20 protein-coding genes and 1 tRNA gene are annotated in these 18,205 nt (G+C 46.1%); 2 read left to right on the forward strand and 19 right to left on the reverse strand.

Annotation, left to right across the window (positions count from 1 at the left end):
• Positions 1 to 621: 621 nt before the first annotated feature.
• From rpsR to rpsF, 3 genes are read right to left on the reverse strand one after another with little or no spacing between them, the layout of a single operon-like run.
• Complete coding sequence (gene rpsR / locus DP091_RS11925) at positions 622 to 894, reverse strand: 30S ribosomal protein S18 (RefSeq protein WP_006207333.1); 273 nt, start codon at positions 892 to 894, stop codon at positions 622 to 624.
• A 21-nt stretch (positions 895 to 915) separates the two neighbouring features.
• On the reverse strand, positions 916 to 1,410 hold the full coding sequence (ssb, locus tag DP091_RS11930) for a single-stranded DNA-binding protein (protein ID WP_071219337.1): 495 nt from the start codon (positions 1,408 to 1,410) through the stop codon (positions 916 to 918).
• Positions 1,411 to 1,458: 48 nt separating this feature from the next.
• Positions 1,459 to 1,743: a 30S ribosomal protein S6 gene (gene rpsF, locus DP091_RS11935; protein ID WP_009591503.1), complete on the reverse strand. Its 285-nt coding sequence runs from the start codon at positions 1,741 to 1,743 to the stop codon at positions 1,459 to 1,461.
• Positions 1,744 to 1,981: 238 nt separating this feature from the next.
• Between rpsF and DP091_RS11940 the strand changes: the two genes are divergently transcribed.
• The gene (locus DP091_RS11940; protein WP_071219336.1) at positions 1,982 to 2,176 is read left to right on the forward strand and encodes a YjzC family protein; all 195 of its coding nucleotides are present in this window, start codon (positions 1,982 to 1,984) and stop codon (positions 2,174 to 2,176) included.
• 574 nt (positions 2,177 to 2,750) lie between these two features.
• Here the strand turns inward: DP091_RS11940 and DP091_RS11945 are convergent.
• From DP091_RS11945 to DP091_RS11960, 4 genes are all read right to left on the reverse strand, one after another.
• Positions 2,751 to 2,841 (reverse strand) — tRNA-Ser (locus DP091_RS11945).
• Positions 2,842 to 2,947: 106 nt separating this feature from the next.
• Positions 2,948 to 3,169, reverse strand: coding sequence for a DUF951 domain-containing protein (locus tag DP091_RS11950; protein ID WP_071219319.1), 222 nt, complete (start codon positions 3,167 to 3,169; stop codon positions 2,948 to 2,950).
• A 67-nt stretch (positions 3,170 to 3,236) separates the two neighbouring features.
• Positions 3,237 to 4,133 (reverse strand): mechanosensitive ion channel family protein, encoded by an 897-nt coding sequence (locus DP091_RS11955; protein ID WP_113058527.1) that lies wholly within the window; start codon positions 4,131 to 4,133, stop codon positions 3,237 to 3,239.
• Between the two features lie 16 nt (positions 4,134 to 4,149).
• A complete protein-coding gene (locus DP091_RS11960) occupies positions 4,150 to 4,434 on the reverse strand; it encodes a putative Se/S carrier protein (RefSeq protein ID WP_373456918.1) in 285 nt (94 codons plus the stop codon).
• A 231-nt stretch (positions 4,435 to 4,665) separates the two neighbouring features.
• Between DP091_RS11960 and yyaC the strand changes: the two genes are divergently transcribed.
• The gene (yyaC, locus tag DP091_RS11965; protein ID WP_113058528.1) at positions 4,666 to 5,271 is read left to right on the forward strand and encodes a spore protease YyaC; all 606 of its coding nucleotides are present in this window, start codon (positions 4,666 to 4,668) and stop codon (positions 5,269 to 5,271) included.
• Here yyaC and DP091_RS11970 read toward each other — a convergent pair.
• The 12 genes from DP091_RS11970 to rpmH all read right to left on the reverse strand — a co-directional run bounded on the left by DP091_RS11970 (position 5,246) and on the right by rpmH (position 18,059).
• Positions 5,246 to 5,746, reverse strand: coding sequence for a DUF4446 family protein (locus tag DP091_RS11970; protein ID WP_113058529.1), 501 nt, complete (start codon positions 5,744 to 5,746; stop codon positions 5,246 to 5,248). The genes yyaC and DP091_RS11970 overlap by 26 nt on opposite strands.
• A gap of 38 nt (positions 5,747 to 5,784) precedes the next feature.
• Entirely contained in the window at positions 5,785 to 6,933 is a 1,149-nt protein-coding gene (locus tag DP091_RS11975; RefSeq protein ID WP_113058530.1) for an aminotransferase class V-fold PLP-dependent enzyme, read from the reverse strand.
• Positions 6,934 to 7,168: 235 nt separating this feature from the next.
• Entirely contained in the window at positions 7,169 to 8,008 is an 840-nt protein-coding gene (locus DP091_RS11980; protein ID WP_113058531.1) for a ParB/RepB/Spo0J family partition protein, read from the reverse strand.
• Complete coding sequence (locus DP091_RS11985) at positions 8,001 to 8,762, reverse strand: ParA family protein (protein WP_113058532.1); 762 nt, start codon at positions 8,760 to 8,762, stop codon at positions 8,001 to 8,003. Before DP091_RS11985 ends, DP091_RS11980 begins: the two co-directional genes overlap by 8 nt.
• A 267-nt stretch (positions 8,763 to 9,029) precedes the next feature.
• Positions 9,030 to 9,848, reverse strand: coding sequence for a nucleoid occlusion protein (noc, locus tag DP091_RS11990; RefSeq protein ID WP_071219312.1), 819 nt, complete (start codon positions 9,846 to 9,848; stop codon positions 9,030 to 9,032).
• A 1,465-nt stretch (positions 9,849 to 11,313) separates the two neighbouring features.
• A complete protein-coding gene (gene rsmG / locus DP091_RS11995; RefSeq protein ID WP_113058533.1) occupies positions 11,314 to 12,036 on the reverse strand; it encodes a 16S rRNA (guanine(527)-N(7))-methyltransferase RsmG in 723 nt (240 codons plus the stop codon).
• Between the two features lie 3 nt (positions 12,037 to 12,039).
• Positions 12,040 to 13,926, reverse strand: coding sequence for a tRNA uridine-5-carboxymethylaminomethyl(34) synthesis enzyme MnmG (gene mnmG, locus DP091_RS12000; protein WP_113058534.1), 1,887 nt, complete (start codon positions 13,924 to 13,926; stop codon positions 12,040 to 12,042).
• Positions 13,927 to 14,034: 108 nt separating this feature from the next.
• Positions 14,035 to 15,411, reverse strand: a complete 1,377-nt coding sequence (gene mnmE, locus DP091_RS12005; RefSeq protein ID WP_113058550.1) for a tRNA uridine-5-carboxymethylaminomethyl(34) synthesis GTPase MnmE — start codon at positions 15,409 to 15,411, stop codon at positions 14,035 to 14,037.
• 188 nt (positions 15,412 to 15,599) lie between these two features.
• The gene (gene jag, locus DP091_RS12010) at positions 15,600 to 16,388 is read right to left on the reverse strand and encodes an RNA-binding cell elongation regulator Jag/EloR (protein ID WP_113058535.1); all 789 of its coding nucleotides are present in this window, start codon (positions 16,386 to 16,388) and stop codon (positions 15,600 to 15,602) included.
• On the reverse strand, positions 16,385 to 17,275 hold the full coding sequence (locus DP091_RS12015; RefSeq protein WP_113058536.1) for a YidC/Oxa1 family membrane protein insertase: 891 nt from the start codon (positions 17,273 to 17,275) through the stop codon (positions 16,385 to 16,387). Before DP091_RS12015 ends, jag begins: the two co-directional genes overlap by 4 nt.
• Positions 17,276 to 17,350: 75 nt before the next feature.
• Complete coding sequence (rnpA, locus tag DP091_RS12020; protein ID WP_009591465.1) at positions 17,351 to 17,701, reverse strand: ribonuclease P protein component; 351 nt, start codon at positions 17,699 to 17,701, stop codon at positions 17,351 to 17,353.
• 223 nt (positions 17,702 to 17,924) lie between these two features.
• Positions 17,925 to 18,059 (reverse strand): 50S ribosomal protein L34, encoded by a 135-nt coding sequence (gene rpmH, locus DP091_RS12025; protein ID WP_006207379.1) that lies wholly within the window; start codon positions 18,057 to 18,059, stop codon positions 17,925 to 17,927.
• Positions 18,060 to 18,205 lie beyond the last annotated feature (146 nt).

The following is an 18,205-nucleotide window of genomic DNA, read 5'->3' on the forward strand; positions in this document are numbered from 1 at the left end:
GTTCTTCTATCATGTTTGTATACGATAGACATCATTCTCGATTGTGTAAGCATGGGGTCTGCCTAAAATCGTTCTCATTTTTGAGACATCTTTTGGAGGGTATATTACTTTCAAAGTGGAGATTGTCCCAGCGCTCATTTGATGAGCTGATACGTACCTATATATAATAGAAGGAATTTTTTCAGTTTGCTTCTTTTTCGTCTTTATGACCGGTTTTTTATTTCTTACACGGAGTACTCCATTATGTTTAAAATGTATTGCTTACAATAGACACTGTCCGTTTGAAGCAGACATGGTTTCAGGGCTTTAAAACTGGAAAGCTTTACACCAGGCTTCTATTTGTCGGCAGCTATTTTCCTCCTTTAGTGTACACTCTGGGGAGACACGATTCTTCCGTGGAGACATTAAGCATCCCAACATTTGGATAACCTCGTTTCACGCATAAATTAATTTTGCCTCAAAGCTCTGAGCCTTCATACTTGTAAGTTATGCTTGGTTTTACTTGTATGACTCTCGTCTCTAACATTTCCCATCATATCTCACACGAAGCAACCCTGGTCTCTTCCATAATAAAAAAGCGGTCCAGCCTAATTGTAGGCTGGACCGCTCTGACACAAATGATTACTCAGTTGTGTATGGAAGCAATGCGATTTGACGGGAGCGTTTGATTGCAATCGTCAGGGCACGCTGATATTTAGCGCTGGTACCTGTTACACGACGAGGCAAGATTTTTCCGCGCTCGCTGATGAATTTCTTGAGCAGGTCTGTATCTTTATAGTCAATGTGAGTAATTTTGTTCACAGTGAAGAAACATACTTTACGACGCTTGTTGCGGCCGCCGCGGCGTGCCGGTCTTTTGTCGTTGTCTCCGCCTTCTCTTTGTTTAAAAGCCATGTGTTGTCAGTCCTTTCCGTATTAAAATGGCAAATCATCATCCGAAATATCGATCGGTTTTCCTTCATCGGAAAAAGGATCCTGATTGTTGTTTCGCGAGTAATTATTGTTCCCGCGGTTTCCGCCACTGCTATTGCTGTTGCTTCCTCCGCTAAACGATGATTCCTCACGATTTCCTCCGCCACCGCTTGTTTCACGGTTTGACTCCAAGAAGCGAACATTATCGGCAATGACTTCGGTGACGTATACACGCTTACCTTCGTTATTCTCGTAATTCCGCACTTGTATGCGCCCTTCTACAGCCGTCAGACGGCCTTTACGCAGATAGTTTGCACAAGTCTCCGCAAGCTGTCTCCAGGTCACGACCGGAATGAAATCCGCTTCGCGCTCCCCGCCTTGTCCAGTAAACGGACGATCGACAGCAAGTGTAAATTGCGTTACAGCAACACCTGAAGGAGTATATCGCAGCTCGGGATCCTTAGTCAGTCGGCCAATCAAAATGACACGGTTCAACAATCCAATCCCCTCCTTAGAACGAAATCAATTACAAAGTTTTTTTACGTATTAAGCAACGTCGTTCGTGATGAGATAACGAATAACTTCGTCAGAAATCTTCATGAGACGCTCAAGCTCAGCTACAACTTCAGGTGTTGCGTTGAAGTTTACCAGAACGTAGACGCCATCACGGAATTTCTTGATCTCATACGCAAGACGGCGTTTACCCATTACGTCATGCTTTGTAATTTCTCCGCCGTTGGAGATGATGCCTTGGAATTTATCGACTGCAGCTTGAACAGCTTCTTGTTCAATGTCAGGACGAATAATGTACATCACTTCATATTTGCGCATATGTTTCACCTCCTTATGGACTTCGGCCCTCAATCTCTGTTGAGAGCAAGGAGCGAGTCTAACTCGCACCATAATACTATATCAGAACGGGTGATCGGATGCAAGTTTCTTTTCGGTGCTGAATCTGTGCTCTTCCCTTTATTCCCGCGCCTTTCTCACTTTCCCTGCAATGATTTAGGGTCCAATGGCGCATGATAATACATGCAGTCCATCCATCATAATGAGGAGGAATTCCACAATGGGAGAACAGTCCGAATTTCGTGCGGGTGATAAAGCCCCAAACAACGGCATTTATATGGAAGTTGGCGTCAGAGACCACATCATGGGGATCGAAAACCCTCGTCAAATTAAAATGAGCAAAGGCGATACCTTTCCCGAAACCCAAAATGATGATCGTGTATGGTTAAACAAGCGCCGAGTGCAGCCTAAGTAATCAAATCGCCTGAATGGATCAACAGCCTAAAAGAGCTTTGCACATGTGCCTACGGCATCCTGTGCGGTGGGAGTTGTCAGAGCATTGCTTGAATACTGTCAGCTAATCCATGAAAACTAAACGTTTAATTACAGAATTTTTAGCCATTAAAATTCGCGTGTATACAAACGGAGCTTTATGCGCACATTATAATCAGGCGGTGCATGAGAGAGGTGTGGTTCCGTTGAACGTTGCAGCAGAACGACGCATGAGGTTTCTAATCGTCACACGGATTGCAAGCTGAGGAAATGAGCCGAATGCTTGACCGCTTGGACAAGTGAAGCTATTGACACGGTTCGCAGAAGTGCTGATAAATGATTCCAATTCACAAGCACCGCCTACCCAGAAGGAAGGGCCCAATCGGGCCCTTCTTTTTTCGTTCAAAGCTCGTAGCTCAAGCTTGTAGCAACGAAAAACACCCCCAGCAGATCGTCAGCTTGAGGGTGTTTTATTCAAGGGCGCTTTACAGGCTTAACGCCTATCTTATGTATCAAACATCGTTTATATCCATAACAGCGGAACTTTAAACGATTGGTGGCGGAAAGGGTGGGATTCGAACCCACGCACGCCTTGCGACGCCTAGCTGATTTCGAGTCAGCCCCCTTGGGCCTCTTGGGTACCTTTCCACAGCAGAATTGATTATATCATGGAAACGTTATCTGGTCAATAGCTTGTCTATCTCACTGTTCCTTGGAAATCAATGGCCCCCTGGAACGCTTAGGAGAGGAGATATCACGGTGTATCTCCTGCCCCTTCCGTCTCCTGAGCCGAACGCAAAACCTTTTTCATATTCTTCTCAAACTTTACACGGGGGATCAACACGCTGTGCTGACACTTGGTACATTTGATCCGAATATCCATCCCCATGCGAATAATCTCCATCTCATTATTTCCACAAGGATGAGGCTTCTTCATTTGAACGATATCCCCTAACTGAAATACCTTGCGCTCCATGGCTATCGCTCCCTTTTGCTTCTATTACTTCTTCTATCTATTATATATCATTGGATAACCGATTAGATCAAGCCTGAACGCGTTCTTGGCCCATATCCAGTGCTTCCATAGCCTGTTTGATATCCGTAAAAATCTGGCGCTCCACGTTTTCTCTTGCATTGGGATTGCATTCCGCCACAATACGAACAACATATTCAGAAGTATTCAATGACTGGATTCCTAATACATCCGGTGTCCGCTGGACCTCTGGGCGACGGTCCATGATTCCCGTAAGGGCCGACTGAATCAGCGTAATCGTATCCTTCACCTGCTGGTCGTTCTTTACGGGTAAATCTACAATGGCTAATGAGTTAGAAAGGGAGTAATTCGTGACGCTGGTAATCATTCCGTTCGGAATAATATAGGTCTCCCCATTCAATCCCTTAACACGCGATGTGCGAAGTCCGATCATTTCAACAGTTCCCCGGTACTCACCACTCTTGATTACGTCGCCTACCGCAAACTGATCCTCGAATATAATGAAGAATCCGGTAATAACATCCTTCACTAAACTCTGTGCACCAAAACCTATTGCAAGGCCAAGTACCCCGGCACCGGCTAACAGTGGTCCTAACTTGAAGTTGAACTCTGAGAGAATGATCAAAATCATAACAAAGTTGCACACAAAGGAGGTTACATTTTTCAGCAACTCCCCTACTGTGACAAAACGCCTTGAATTCACTTGAATTCGGCTCTTCTCCTGCCTAAGGAGAAACTGATCAATCATTTTATACACGACTCGTATCACGAGACGCGTCAGAATAAAAATGATAATGACCCGAATGCCGGATGACAGGATATTCATCCACATCTCTTCATTCGTTAACCATCTCCATATCTGATCTTTCAAACCCTCAGCCTCCTCAGCCAATGTCTCTAAATTTACATTATCTGCATCCCCAGATAAGTAACTAAAGCCCCTCATCCCTGATGTTCTCCCCTTACTCTTCGATGTTGATATACTTTTCGTTGTTATCCAGCGCAAAGATCCCCCGAATCTCCACACGCTCCTGTCGGATGATCTCTTGAACATCATTTAACGCATCAGATGGGAATTGAATCGATAATGCACAGCCAGCCGTAATCTCTTTTGGTGTAGGAAAAAGATCAATTTCGATATCCGCGTACTCCAGCAGCATTTCTGCACGCAGCGCCTGCTGGGTGGAATCAAATGCGATCAACATCGCGCCTTCCACTGCCCCGTCCCCCTCCATCATGGCTATCATTCCCTCTTATTTCTTATCATCATCATTCCCAATGATTAAGAGTTTTATATAAACCTTTTCATAGATCAAGTATATTCATATACCTCATACAGTCCAGGCACATCTTCTTATCCTGAGAACATTCTTCTGTCCGAGCAGAATATAATTCACATTTTAAGCGAATCCCAAAGTATAAAAACAGTCTTTCATCCATATACTGATACTACCAAATGCAGACGAAAGGAAGATTCTATGAACCGTCTATCTAAAATCACGTCTCGCCCGGAGGCTTCCAGCTTAAAAATACCACACACGGACCCTAATATCCATTCTGCTATTATACATCGCTTGCTCTTCCATCTCTCTGACGGCCGTATTCAGCATCGTCCGCTTGTCATTGTCTGCATCGGTACCGACCGGTCTACCGGCGATTGTCTGGGACCCCTTGTCGGCACCTCACTTGCGCGCTACAATAGTTCTCTGTTTCATCTCTACGGTACGCTGGACGAGCCTGTCCACGCCATGAATCTGAAGGATACGCTAACAGCCATACACGAAAAATTCGACAACCCTTTTGTGATCGGCATTGACGCGTGTCTGGGTCAATCATCCAGTGTAGGCTCTATTCAGATATCCGATGGCCCTCTCAAACCCGGAGCTGGCGTACACAAAGAATTACCGCCGGTCGGCGATATCCACGTAACGGGCATCGTCAATGTCGGCGGCTTTATGGAATACTTCGTATTGCAGAACACTCGCTTAAGCTTGGTCATGCGGTTGTCTGATATTATTGCAACCTGCCTATTTGCAGGCATTAAAGAGTGGAACCGTTCTACCCTTCTTGCAGCGCAAGAGTGACGGCCTCTTTTTCTTCCGGAGACAATGGATATTTGGACTGCCCATCCTTCAGTGGTTTAGCGTACACATAGGAGCTCTCCCGGTTATGCAGGCCGGTCAGCACAATCCCTTCCTCTTGTTCACTGAGAATAGCCAGGGAGAAGCTCATTTCGTTCCCCCGCTCGCCAAACGCATTGTATCTTACGATACCAACCTTGGACTTCATCCCTTTCAAACTGCGGCTGATCGTATCCAGCATTTTTTGATGATGGGCATGGCCCTCTTCAATCTCATCCATTTGGATTTTCAGTTGGACCAACAGCGATTCGATATCTTCTACCCCACTGCCTGCCATCATCGCATCATAACGACGCTTCATTTTACGCAGTTTTGTCCCTTGAACAATTAAAGTTATCCATAAGATCAAGATGATCATGACCATTCCGACGACAAACCAATGAAGCTGCTCCATGATCAATTCATTTAATTCAGACATGCTTTCTTCCTTCCTCTTCTCCATCTTGATCTATTTGATTATCTATGAATTTCCGCAATCGCCTTACGCATGAACTCTACCTCGTCACGGCTAGTAGATATCCCCACACTCGCTCTGACTGCACCTGTCTGTTCCGTGCCTGATGCCATATGAGCAAGCGGTGTGCAATGAAAACCAGCACGCACGGCAATCCCATATTCCCGGTCCAGTCGAAAAGCTAACTCGGACGCGCTGTATCGCTCTGACACAAAAGCTACGATACCTGTCCTCGCTTGACCAAGTGCAGGACCTAATATACGAAGGTCCCCTACCTCTTGCAGACCCTCAATCATATATTGGGTTAGCTCCCATTCGTGCTGGTAAATATGCTGCGGAGTCCATTCAAGTACCTTCTTCACACCCGCTTGCAGTCCCGCATATCCAATCGTGTTAGGCGTCCCTGCCTCATATCGATCCGGACGTACCGTCGGCTGTTCAATAGCCTCTGATTGACTCCCTGTGCCTCCGTGCAGCAATGGTTCCAGATCAATATCAGGCGAGATATACAACCCGCCTGTTCCTTGCGGCCCCAGAAGCCCTTTATGCCCCGGAAAAGCCAACATGCCTACATGCATCGCCTCCACATGAATATCCAGCATACCGGCACTCTGGGCAGCATCTACGAGCAGTACAGCCCCTTTTCTCTTCACCAATTCTCCGATTTCAACGAGAGGAACGATCGAACCAAGAAGGTTCGAACTGTGACTACACACAACAAGCCTAGTATTGGAACGAAAGGCTCCCTCTATTAGTTGCAAATCAAGCTGACCTTCCTCATCTACAGGAATATAGTCTACTTGTATCCCTCGGGTGCGTTTCAAATACTCTAACGGTCTGCGCACTGAATTATGTTCAATCATGGTCGCAATCACGTGATCGCCCTCACGCAAATACCCTTTGATCGCTAAGTTCAGCGCTTCAGTTGTATTCGATGTCAGCGCAATATCATTAGGATTCTTCACCCCAAACAAGTCTGCGAGCGTCCTCCTTGTTCCATAGAGCACACGGGAAGCTTTCACCGCCATCCGGTGACTCCCACGTCCCGGGTTTGCAGCCGCCTCTTCCATCGCCTTTCTCATCGCCTCAAATACTTCAGGCGGCTTTGGCCACGAAGTGGCTGCATGATCCAGATAAACGATCGGGTCCATGATGCTTCACCTTCATCTTTGCCGTATTGGTGTCTCTTTACAGGATATGTCCAAATATCTTCAAGTTCGGAGTATCAAGGCTTTGGCTTCACGTTTAGTTAAATAAAGACATATCTCATTCCCATACAGGAACGTCGACATGTCTTTGGTTTTTAATCGCACTCATTGCTTTTCAACCATTTGTGATTCAACCCGTCACGCATGATAGTTTCTTATTCAATAGAACTGCGGCTCTTTACTGAAGAAGTTCCAACAACCGCTCCAGGTCCTGTTTACTATAGTAATTAAGCTCAATCTTCCCTTTATCCTTATTGTGCTTAATTTTGACCGTCGTTTTGAAACGTTCTCTTAGATCCTCTTCCAGATGATCGATATAAGGATCTCTATTCTTAACCTTGGGCTTTGCTTTATCCGTTGGTTTACGATCCAGATTCTTAACCGCTTCCTCTAATTCACGAACACTCCACTCTTGCTCCACGCACTGTTTCGCCAACTGTTTAACAAGAATGGGATCCTTAATTCCAACGATCGCCCGGGCATGTCCCATGGATAATGTTCCACGTGAAACATTGTCCTTCACTTCTTCAGGTAGAGAAAGCAGCCGCAAAAAGTTAGCGATGTGTGAGCGGGACTTACCCACCTTCAATGACAGTTCTTCTTGGGTTAAGGAAAATTGTTCCATCAGTCCTTGATAAGCTACAGCAATCTCCATGGCGTTCAGGTTCTCCCGCTGCAGGTTCTCGATCAGGGCGATTTCCATGACTTGTTGATCGCTAAAAGATCGAACCACTGCCGGTATCGTTGCTTTGCCGCAATATTGAGATGCCCGGAATCTGCGCTCCCCGGCAATAATCTCGTATCCTTTCAGCACGCTGCGGACGATAATCGGTTGGATAACTCCATGCTGACGGATCGATTCCGCCAATTCCTGGATAGCCTCATCGTTAAATGTCTTGCGCGGCTGATATGGATTCGCTCGCAATTGACTAAGCGGAATTTCCACTACCTTGTCATCATCATGAATAGACAAAGATGGAATAAGCGCATCCAGCCCTTTTCCCAATCGTTTACTCATACGAGATCACTTCCTTTGCCAGCTCCAAGTATACTTCCGCTCCCTTAGATCGAGGATCATAAGTAATGATCGACTGTCCATGAGATGGTGCTTCACTCAAACGAATGTTTCTAGGAATAATCGTTCTATACACTTTTTCCTGAAAGTACTTCTTCACTTCTTCAATTACCTGAATGCCCAAGTTCGTGCGAGCATCCAGCATCGTCAATAATACACCTTCAATCTTGAGCGATGTATTCAGATGTTTCTGAACAAGGCGAACCGTATTCAGCAGCTGACTCAGACCCTCCAGTGCGTAGTATTCGCATTGAATCGGGATGATCACGGAATCGGCTGCGGTCAATGAATTGATCGTTAAAATGCCAAGCGATGGAGGACAATCAATCAAAATATAATCATACTGGGGTTTGACTAATTGAAGTGATTTCTTCAATCTTACTTCACGGGATATCGTAGGAACAAGCTCAATCTCAGCACCAGCCAATTGAATGGTTGCCGGAATGATGTCCAGGCCTTCGACGTTAGTCCCGCAGATGGCGTCCTTCGGGTGTACTTCATTGATGATAATATCGTAAATGCAATTTGCAACATCGGCTTTATTAATGCCAACCCCACTCGTCGTATTGCCTTGGGGGTCTATATCCACCAAAAGCACCCGTTTGCCAAGCGAAGCCAATCCAGCTCCCAGATTGACGGAAGTCGTTGTTTTGCCGACACCGCCCTTTTGATTTGCTATGGCAATTATCTTTGACACTCATTTCACCTCAATGTAGGAAGACTCTTCTAAGTAGTCGCAATAGATGATATACAGCCATAGGCTGTATATGTATTAAGCGAACGATCCCGCAGATTTCGGGATGCCCAGGATATGGCGGCGATGAAAATGAGTAATAATAAATTACATGTTTCTCATCTACAACAACAAACCAAAACCCTTCGTTAAGAAACACAGCCTGCTGCAGAGCATTATCTCTTGATCAACAGAAAAAGCGGTACGATGCATACCGCTTCACACCATATCTTAACGTTTAGGTATTTTTATAACGATTTCATAGTGATCTTCATGATCATTCTCTGTTGTTTTAATAGCCATCCCCGAACCTGATACCATATCGATCGATTGACGAATCGTGTTCAGAGCCAGTCGAACATCCTTACTGTACGATATACGCTTGGCCTTCTTCATTGTTGTTACTTCTTTATAAAAGGCGATTCGTGCCTCCGTCTGCTTCACATTCAGCTCCTTGGTAATGATCTCGTCCAGCACTTTAAGTTGGGTTTCTTCATTATCCAATGAAAGCAGGGCGCGCGCATGACGTTCCGTCACCTTGCGTTCCATCAATGCCACCTTGACTGCTTCTGGCAGCTGCAGCAAACGAATTTTGTTTGCAATCGTGGATTGGCTTTTGCCTAGCCGCTGTGCCAAACTCTCTTGTGTCAATTGGTGAAGATCAATCAACTTCTGATAAGCCACTGCCTCTTCAATTGAAGTAAGTCCTTCACGCTGCAGATTCTCGATTAACGCAATGGAGGCAGCTTGTGAATCGTTGAACTCGCGAACAATGGCCGGAATCGTGTCCAGACCCAGCTTCTTAACCGCACGCCAGCGGCGTTCCCCTGCAATGATCTCATACATGCCATTTCGGACACGAACGACAATAGGTTGAATGACTCCATGCGTTTTAATTGTCTGGAGTAATTCATCAATCTTCTCGTCATCAAAAATCGTCCGTGGCTGGTATGGGCTGCTGACAACCTCGTTTACCGGGATTTGTTTCACTTCATCCCCTTGGTTCCGCTCTGCCGCTAAGCCAAACAATCTCGAAAATTGTTCTTTCATTCCGTATATTACCACCTAATTTCATGATAGCACGGATAAGCCTCCGAATATCCCGGAATCGGTTATACGATTGGATAACCACAACATGGAGTCATACACGGATGGTTCCACCATCCATTGGCGCGCTAGAATCCACTGTGGTGCCAGGCATTTCCCTGCAAAAACAGATTTCATACTGATCGGAGAAAGACGCCTGTGGTGATCTTTGCCGTATTTCTCTGATCCAAACCGCTGCATGAAGCGGCTGCTTCTTGAGAGATATAACAGGAGGTTTTATCATGTTGCTTACGATCAATCGATATCTCACAAGTGGTATATATCTACTTCTATTTCGCTTAAGGCCATGATCCCATGGGATGGCATGGTACCTTCCAAAAAACAGCAGCCACAACGATCAAAGTTGTTGACTGCACGAAGCAAGGATGGAAAAGTGACCAAACCAGGATTTATACTCTTTCATCCTATTAAAGAACGGGCAAACCTGCCCTTCTGTCCAAATGGATACTACGATTCTATTCTACCACTTTTTGTCCTATAACTCTATTCTCCAATATCACCTTTTTTCCTTCATTTCTCGTTTGCTTTATACATGATTTGTGCACAGTTCCAAAGTTTTTGCGTCAAGTTCATGTTATTCAGCTACATCATCTTCCCAGCAGCCTTTCTGGAGATTCTAGATTCAGAATAATTGTAAGATATGCCAATAGATTAAATCTTTTGAACAACCATTATCATCAAAATTTAGGGGGAGAAACTCAATGGCTAATAGATTCACTTGAACAATACACATCATAGTTCACTACTCCCTGCTAGTTCCGCTGTCCAGTGCATGAATGGGATGGATAGCTGCAACCTAACTTTTTATGAGATCATCTTCATCCTTCGTTAGTCAAATTAGAAAACTAGTTGATATCAAAAATAATTTGTCAAAGAATTATGCATTTCATAGAGATGGCTAATATATAACTCACAACAAACTTCAAATGTTTCACGTGAAACATTTGAAGTTGATCAGATACATCCACAGCGTGGATGTCCATTCTTATTCACAGCTTGAAATAGAAAACTCCCTTTAGAGGTAACCCTCAGTTCTATTTGATAGAAAACGTAAAAGTGAGCGTACCATAGAGCCCTGAAAATGCTTCTTATGAGGTTCTTAAGGACTTCCTATCACTCTGCAATCTGAGAGAAATTTATATTTTCATGCTTCACCATTCTAATTTAAATGATGGCAACCGCTGGGCATAACCAAATAAATTACAACATTTTTTTTCTATATAGTTCATATGTAAATAAAACAAGTATTAATGGCCTCCCTTTCCGTTCAAGGCAAATCTGCACGGGCAATAAAAAAGAGAAGGACTCTATGAGTCCTTCTCTTGAATGGTTTGATATTTTCTAGCAAAGCTGGTCTCCGCAAGGGAGACCAGCTTGATTGACGTCATCTAGATCGATGGCACAATGCTTACACGATCGGCGTTTTGCTGGCCGTACCCGCTTTACGGGGGTACTTGGAAGGCGTGGCTCCCTTTTTATCGATCACCACGATATGCCGGCCTGATTCCTCTACGGGCAAGGAGAATGAATGGACCTTGTTCAAAGCCGCTCTCAGCTCTTTCAAGCTGCGTGCTGCCTCCTTCACCTCTTCCGTAGGGTCACTGCCCTTCATCGCGGCGAATCGCCCCCCTACCTTCGTGAAAGGTAGGCAGAACTCGTTCAACACAGCCATGCGAGCAACCGCTCTTGCTGTGACCAGATCGAACCCGTCACGGTACCCCTGCTTACGAGCAACCTCTTCCGCACGCCCGTGAATCAGTTCGACCCCCGTCAGGCCAATCGTATCCACAACATGCTTCAGAAAGTTGATCCGTTTGTTAAGTGAATCCACAATCGTCAGGTTCACATGCGGGAAACATATTTTCAGAGGAATACCAGGGAAGCCAGCCCCTGATCCGATATCCGCCAGATTGCCGATTTGGGTCATATCCACATAAAAGGCGAGCGTAATCGAATCGTAAAAATGCTTCGTGTAGACTTGCTCCCGTTCCGTAATCCCGGTTAAATTCATTTTTTCGTTCCACTCCACCAGTAGTTCGTAATACACCTCGAACTGTTGGAGCTGTTTCTCATCAATTGTGATCCCGTGCTCTCCGAGCCGGTCAACAAAAACCTTCTGAATGTCGTCCATTCCTTATCCTTTCGCTGCGGTTACCCGGTTATAATGCTCCAGGTAAACGAGAAGTATCGATATATCCGCTGGCGTTACGCCAGCAATGCGCGATGCCTGACCGATGGAGATCGGACGGATCTTGTTCAACTTCTGCCGGGCTTCCATAGCCAGTCCGTTGATCTCGTCATAAACGATATCCTCCGGAATGCGTTTCTTCTCCATCTTCTGCAACTTTTCCACATGTCCCAGCTGTTTTTCAATATAACCCGCATATTTGATTTGAATTTCGACTTGCTCCTTCATTTCCTCATCCAGCTCGTATGGAGACGGGGAGAGCGACTCAATCATCGCAAACGTAATTTCCGGACGGCGCAGAATCGTCAGCATATTGCTTCCGTCCACAATGGGTGCTGATCCGGCTGCTTCCAGCATCGCATTTACGTCAACCGGCTTCACCTTCGTTTGGCGAAGACGCTCGATCTCCTGCTCAACGAGCTGCTTCTTCAGCACGAATTTGGCATAACGCTCTTCCGAGATCAGTCCGATATCATGGCCGATTTCGGTAAGACGCAGATCGGCATTATCATGGCGAAGCAGCAGACGGTATTCTGCACGGGAGGTGAGCAAACGATAAGGCTCATTTGTCCCTTTGGTCACCAGGTCATCAATCAGCACTCCAATATAACCCTGGGAGCGATCCAATATAACAGGCTCTTTGCCCTGCACTTTACGTGCCGCATTGATACCCGCCATAATGCCTTGACCTGCTGCCTCTTCATATCCCGAGGTTCCATTGATCTGTCCAGCCGTAAACAGACCCGGCAGTTTTTTCGTTTCCAGAGACGGCCACAGCTGCGTTGGCACCATCGCATCATACTCGATAGCATACCCGTTACGCATCATTTCTACCTTCTCCATTCCGGGAATGGAGCGAAGCACCGCAAGCTGAACATCCTCAGGCATGCTGGTGGATAGCCCTTGCACGTAGTATTCTTTCGTATTTTTACCTTCAGGCTCAAGGAAAATCTGATGCTTCGGCTTGTCGGCAAAACGAACGATTTTGTCCTCGATAGACGGGCAGTAACGTGGTCCAGTACCTTCAATAACACCAGAGAACATCGGTGCGCGGTGAAGGTTGTCATTGATAATCTGGTGCGTATCCACCGACGTATACGTCAACCAGCAAGGCAGCTGCTCATTGTCGGAGGATTTCGTTTCATAAGAGAAGAACTTAGGCTTCTCATCCCCAGGCTGAATTTCGGTCTTGGAGAAATCAATCGTATCCTTATGCACCCGCGGTGGTGTACCCGTCTTGAATCGAACAAGGTCGAAGCCAAGCTCGCGCAGGTTATGCGCAAGTTTTACGGACGGCTGTTGATTGTTCGGACCGCTCTCATACATCAATTCACCCATAATGACTTTACCGCGCAAATACGTACCGGTTGTCAGCACAACCGCTTTCGCACGATATTCCGTACCCGTCTGCGTCACGATCCCAACGCATACGCCATCTTCTACGATGAGCTGATCCACCATACCCTGACGAAGGGTAAGCTTCTCTTCCTTCTCCATCGTCTCTTTCATGGTATGCTGATAAGAGAACTTATCCGCTTGAGCACGCAGCGCGTGGACAGCCGGACCTTTACCTGTATTCAACATTCTCATTTGAATGAAGGTTTTATCGATATTGCGTCCCATTTCTCCGCCCAGTGCGTCGATTTCACGAACGACATGGCCTTTTGCAGGCCCTCCAATGGACGGGTTACATGGCATAAAAGCAACCATATCCAGGTTGATAGTAACCATCAACGTTTCAGCACCCATTCGTGCAGATGCAAGTGCAGCTTCACAGCCGGCATGTCCTGCACCGACTACAATCACATCATAAGTGCCACCCATATAACTCATAGCTCACCCTCCTGTTCTAATTGTGTTATATACGTAATCAAAGGCATCCATCTCGGATATCCCTGAAATTGTTGAGCTGTTCCTACTATATATAGTAAGCCTTGAAGCTTATTTACCCAAGCAAAACTGTGAAAAAATCTGATCAATGAGTGAATCGCCAACCGCTTCACCCAATATCTCACTTAGCTGTTCCCAGGCCATTCTCACATCGATTTGGATCATATCGATCGGAATGAGCTGTTCAGCTGCATCATAAGCATCCTGCAGCGACTGCTTGGATTTCTTCAGCAAAGCGATATGTCGTACATTGCTCACATACGTCAGATCTCCGCCTTCAATCTGGCCGCTGAAGAACAAGTTGGATATAGCCTCTTCCAGCCGGTCAATACCCTCTTGCGCCATCACCGACATCGGAACGATCAATTCATCAGGATAGTATCGATGGAGAATGTCCTGATCGAGATTAGACGGTAAGTCCATTTTATTCATAATGACAATACATTGTCTACCGCGTATTTGTTCCATCAATTCCAATTCGTCCTGATGCAGCGGTTCGTTGGCATTCAGCACAAGCAGAATGAGATCCGCTTCGTTCACCGCATGCTTGGATCGTTCAACGCCGATCTGCTCGACCACATCCATCGTTTCCCGGATACCCGCGGTATCAAGCAGCTTCAACGGAATGTTGTTAATGGTGACAAATTCCTCAATCACATCGCGAGTCGTACCGGGTATATCCGTCACAATGGCGCGATTATCCTGGGCCAGCGTGTTCAGAAGCGAAGATTTGCCCACATTGGGGCGACCGATAATAGCTGTCGTAATCCCTTCACGCAGGATTTTCCCTTCTTGCGCGGTCTTCAGCAGCTTATCAATTTCACCCATGACAAGCTGGCTTTTCTCTTTAATGAATTCTGAAGTAAGCGACTCTACGTCATGCTCTGGATAATCGATATTCACTTCGATATGGGCCAGTGTTTCAACTAAGGTATGCCGCAGCTCGTTAATTTTACGGGATAACGTCCCTTCAACCTGCTTGAGCGCAACGGAGAAGGCGCGATCGGATTTCGAACGAATCAAGTCCATGACCGCTTCCGCCTGGGACAGATCGATCCGACCGTTTAAGAAAGCCCGCTTCGTAAATTCACCGGGTTCCGCCAACCGGATGTTTAATTGAAGCAACAGATCCATGACGCGTTTTACGGAGATGACGCCGCCATGAGCACTGATCTCAACAACATCCTCGGTCGTGAACGATCGAGGAGCACGCATCACAGTTACAAGGACCTCTTCGAGGTTTTCTCCCGTTTTGGGATCCACAATATGACCGTAATGAACGGTATGGGAATCCACTTGTGTTAACTTGTTTTTACTTTTGAATATACGCTCCACTTCCTGAACGGAGTCCGGCCCGCTGACGCGAATAATCGCAATGCCGCCTTCACCGACAGCTGTTGAAATAGCTGCAATCGTATCACTAAACATCGTTTCCTTCACCTCTTTCTGTATAAAAAGCATCGGAAATACAGCCATACCATGTACAATCCGGCTGCTACATCTATCAACATGAAGGGAAAAACCTCCAACGAGGTCTTCCTCTATAGGTCTCTTTAAAAAACAATGACTCCCTCTTGAAGCTTAAGGAGTCATTGTTTATATAATCTTCAACTCATTTAGGACGACTTGGGTGTAATGACAACCCGCCGGTTCGGCTCTTCGCCCTTGCTGTACGTTTTCACGGCTCCATGCGATTGGAGTTTAGCGTGAATCACCTTCCGCTCAGCAGCAGGCATAGGCTCAAGCACAATCTCTTTACGGGTCTTCAGAACCCGTCCCGCTAACCGATCCGCCAGATCCTCCAGCGTCTTCTTGCGACGGTCTCGGAAGTTCTCCGCATCCAGTACGATGCGAAGATAGCTGTTGGAATAACGGTTAGCTACGATATTGGCCAGATACTGAAGGGCATCCAGAGTCTGACCTCTACGCCCGATCATTAGTCCGAGTCCGGCGCCAGAAATTTGAAGCGTGGTAAAGTCTCTCCCCTTCTCAACCTCAACCGAAATATCTAGCCCCATGGCTTGTCCGGTATCCATAAGAAAGGTGATGGCTTCCTGGTAAGGATCCTTGCCTTCAAACGAAGCTGTGGCAGGGTTCTCTATATCACTGCTGACAGCAGGAGCTTCCTGCGTCATGACAGAGGTATTGGAGACCTGAACCACTTTGGCCGGAACGGCTTGCGCGTTTGTAGGAGGTGCTTCCTTCACAGATGAATCGCCGCCGGCACCGTCAGGCAGGAGCGTTAGTTCGACTTTCGCTTCCTTGACCCCGAACAGGCCCAGGAATCCTCTTGATGGCTGACTCAATACTTGAACCGATACACGGTCTTGACTTACACCCCATCGGGCCAGCCCTTGTGCGACAGCATCTTCAATGGTTTTTCCTGTTGCGACGATTTTACTCATCTCGACTTCTTGGCTCCCTTCGAACCTTTTTTCCCGCCTTTGCTGCCACTCTTTTTCCCGCCCTTGTTACCGCTCTTATTGCTCTTCTGACCGTCGGTTGCGCTGGCAACGCTTGCCACGACAGCAGCCTTGTCATTGTTGCGGTACAAGAAGTAGTTCTGCACGATGGTGTAGAGGTTACTGTAGAACCAGTACAACGGAAGTGCCGAAGGGAACTGGAAGGACATTACAAAGATCAGAATCGGATAAACGAACAGCATGAACTGCATCATCCCCATTTGTGGAGACGGGTTCATCTTCATCATCATTTTCGTTTGGAAATAAGTGGTCACAGCGGCAAGCACCGGCAAAATAAACAGCTTGTCCGGTTGACCTAGTTGTAGCCACAGGAATTCGTGATCACGAAGGAGATTGTTATAGTAAATCGAATGATAGAGTGCGATAAATATCGGCATTTGTACGATCAGCGGCAAACATCCCGCCATCGGATTAACCTTATTCTCCTGGAAGAGTTTCATCGTTTCCATTTGAACTTTTTCCGGTTGATCTTTATATTTCTCGCGAATTTTCTGAATTTCAGGCTGAATGGCCTGCATTGCCTTCGAGCTTCTGACCTGTTTCAGAGTCAGCGGTAAAATCAAGGTACGGACGATAAGCACCATCACGAGTACGGACAATCCGTATTCACCGTTAAACCATGTAGCAAACGTATCAAGTGCCCATGTAAAGTAATAAACAACGTTGCTCTGCCAAAAGCCTCCATTTTTCAAGTCTTCAATGGTACGCGTTTGGTCAGCTCCAGGCGCACAACCTGATATAACGGCCACTGCAAGTATTACAGCGGTGAGGAGGAACCATTTTCCTCGTCTTGTCTTCATGAACGACACTTCAAAACCCCTCTCTTCGCCATTCCATTCCACGGTAAATCATAACATATTTATATGGACAAATAAACACATGGTTCAGCCCCTCTTCGCTTTCAGAAGGGACGATTTCCTCAGCACATGAAGCACGCTTTTTTCCAGCTCCTGATACGACTTATCGAGGGCTCCCTTTCGAACGATAAAGATCAGGTCGATATGCTCGATAATCTGATGCTGATGGTGCCTGACAATCTCTTTAACCAGCCGTCTCATCCGGTTGCGGACAACCGCATTGCCGATCTTTTTGCTGCATGAAACGCCAACGCGAAACTGCTCTACCTCTTTTTTGCGTGACCAATAGACAACAAATTGATGATTGGCGAAGGACTTTCCGTGTCGATATACCCGGCTGAAATCAGCGCGGTTCCGTAAACGAAGTTTTCTATGCACAAGTTTCTCCCGCCCTGCCGTTATTCAAGTTCAATAATCATAAGCCTCTTTGGCATCTCTTCTATTATAAGAGTATAGTCATGCCAAAACAGCGATAAACATTCCAATTGGAATACTTTAAGCCTACTTTAGCTTATATTCTGCCGGTTTCAAAAGGAACCTCCTCACACTGCAGGAGATATTACGAAAAAAAGACCACCTCGGTGGTCTTCGTGGCACAATATTACGCGCTCAGTACTTTTCTGCCTTTTTGACGGCGGTTAGCCAATACTTTGCGTCCGTTCTTCGTGCTCATTCTTTTACGGAAGCCATGTACCTTTTTACGTTTGCTTACATTCGGTTTGAAAGTCGGTCTCATGATTAATGCACCCCCTTACAGGAATATGTCTTACCCATATTTTAAGATCATAACGTCAATCGACGCACTTTCACGGAAGAATAGACCGCGATTTGTTGAACCGACGTCTATGGACGTATCTCTTGTAAACAGACCGCTAAATGGTA

This window comes from Paenibacillus sp. MDMC362 (genome assembly GCF_003269305.1).
Lineage (GTDB): Bacteria > Bacillota > Bacilli > Paenibacillales > Paenibacillaceae > Paenibacillus_AQ.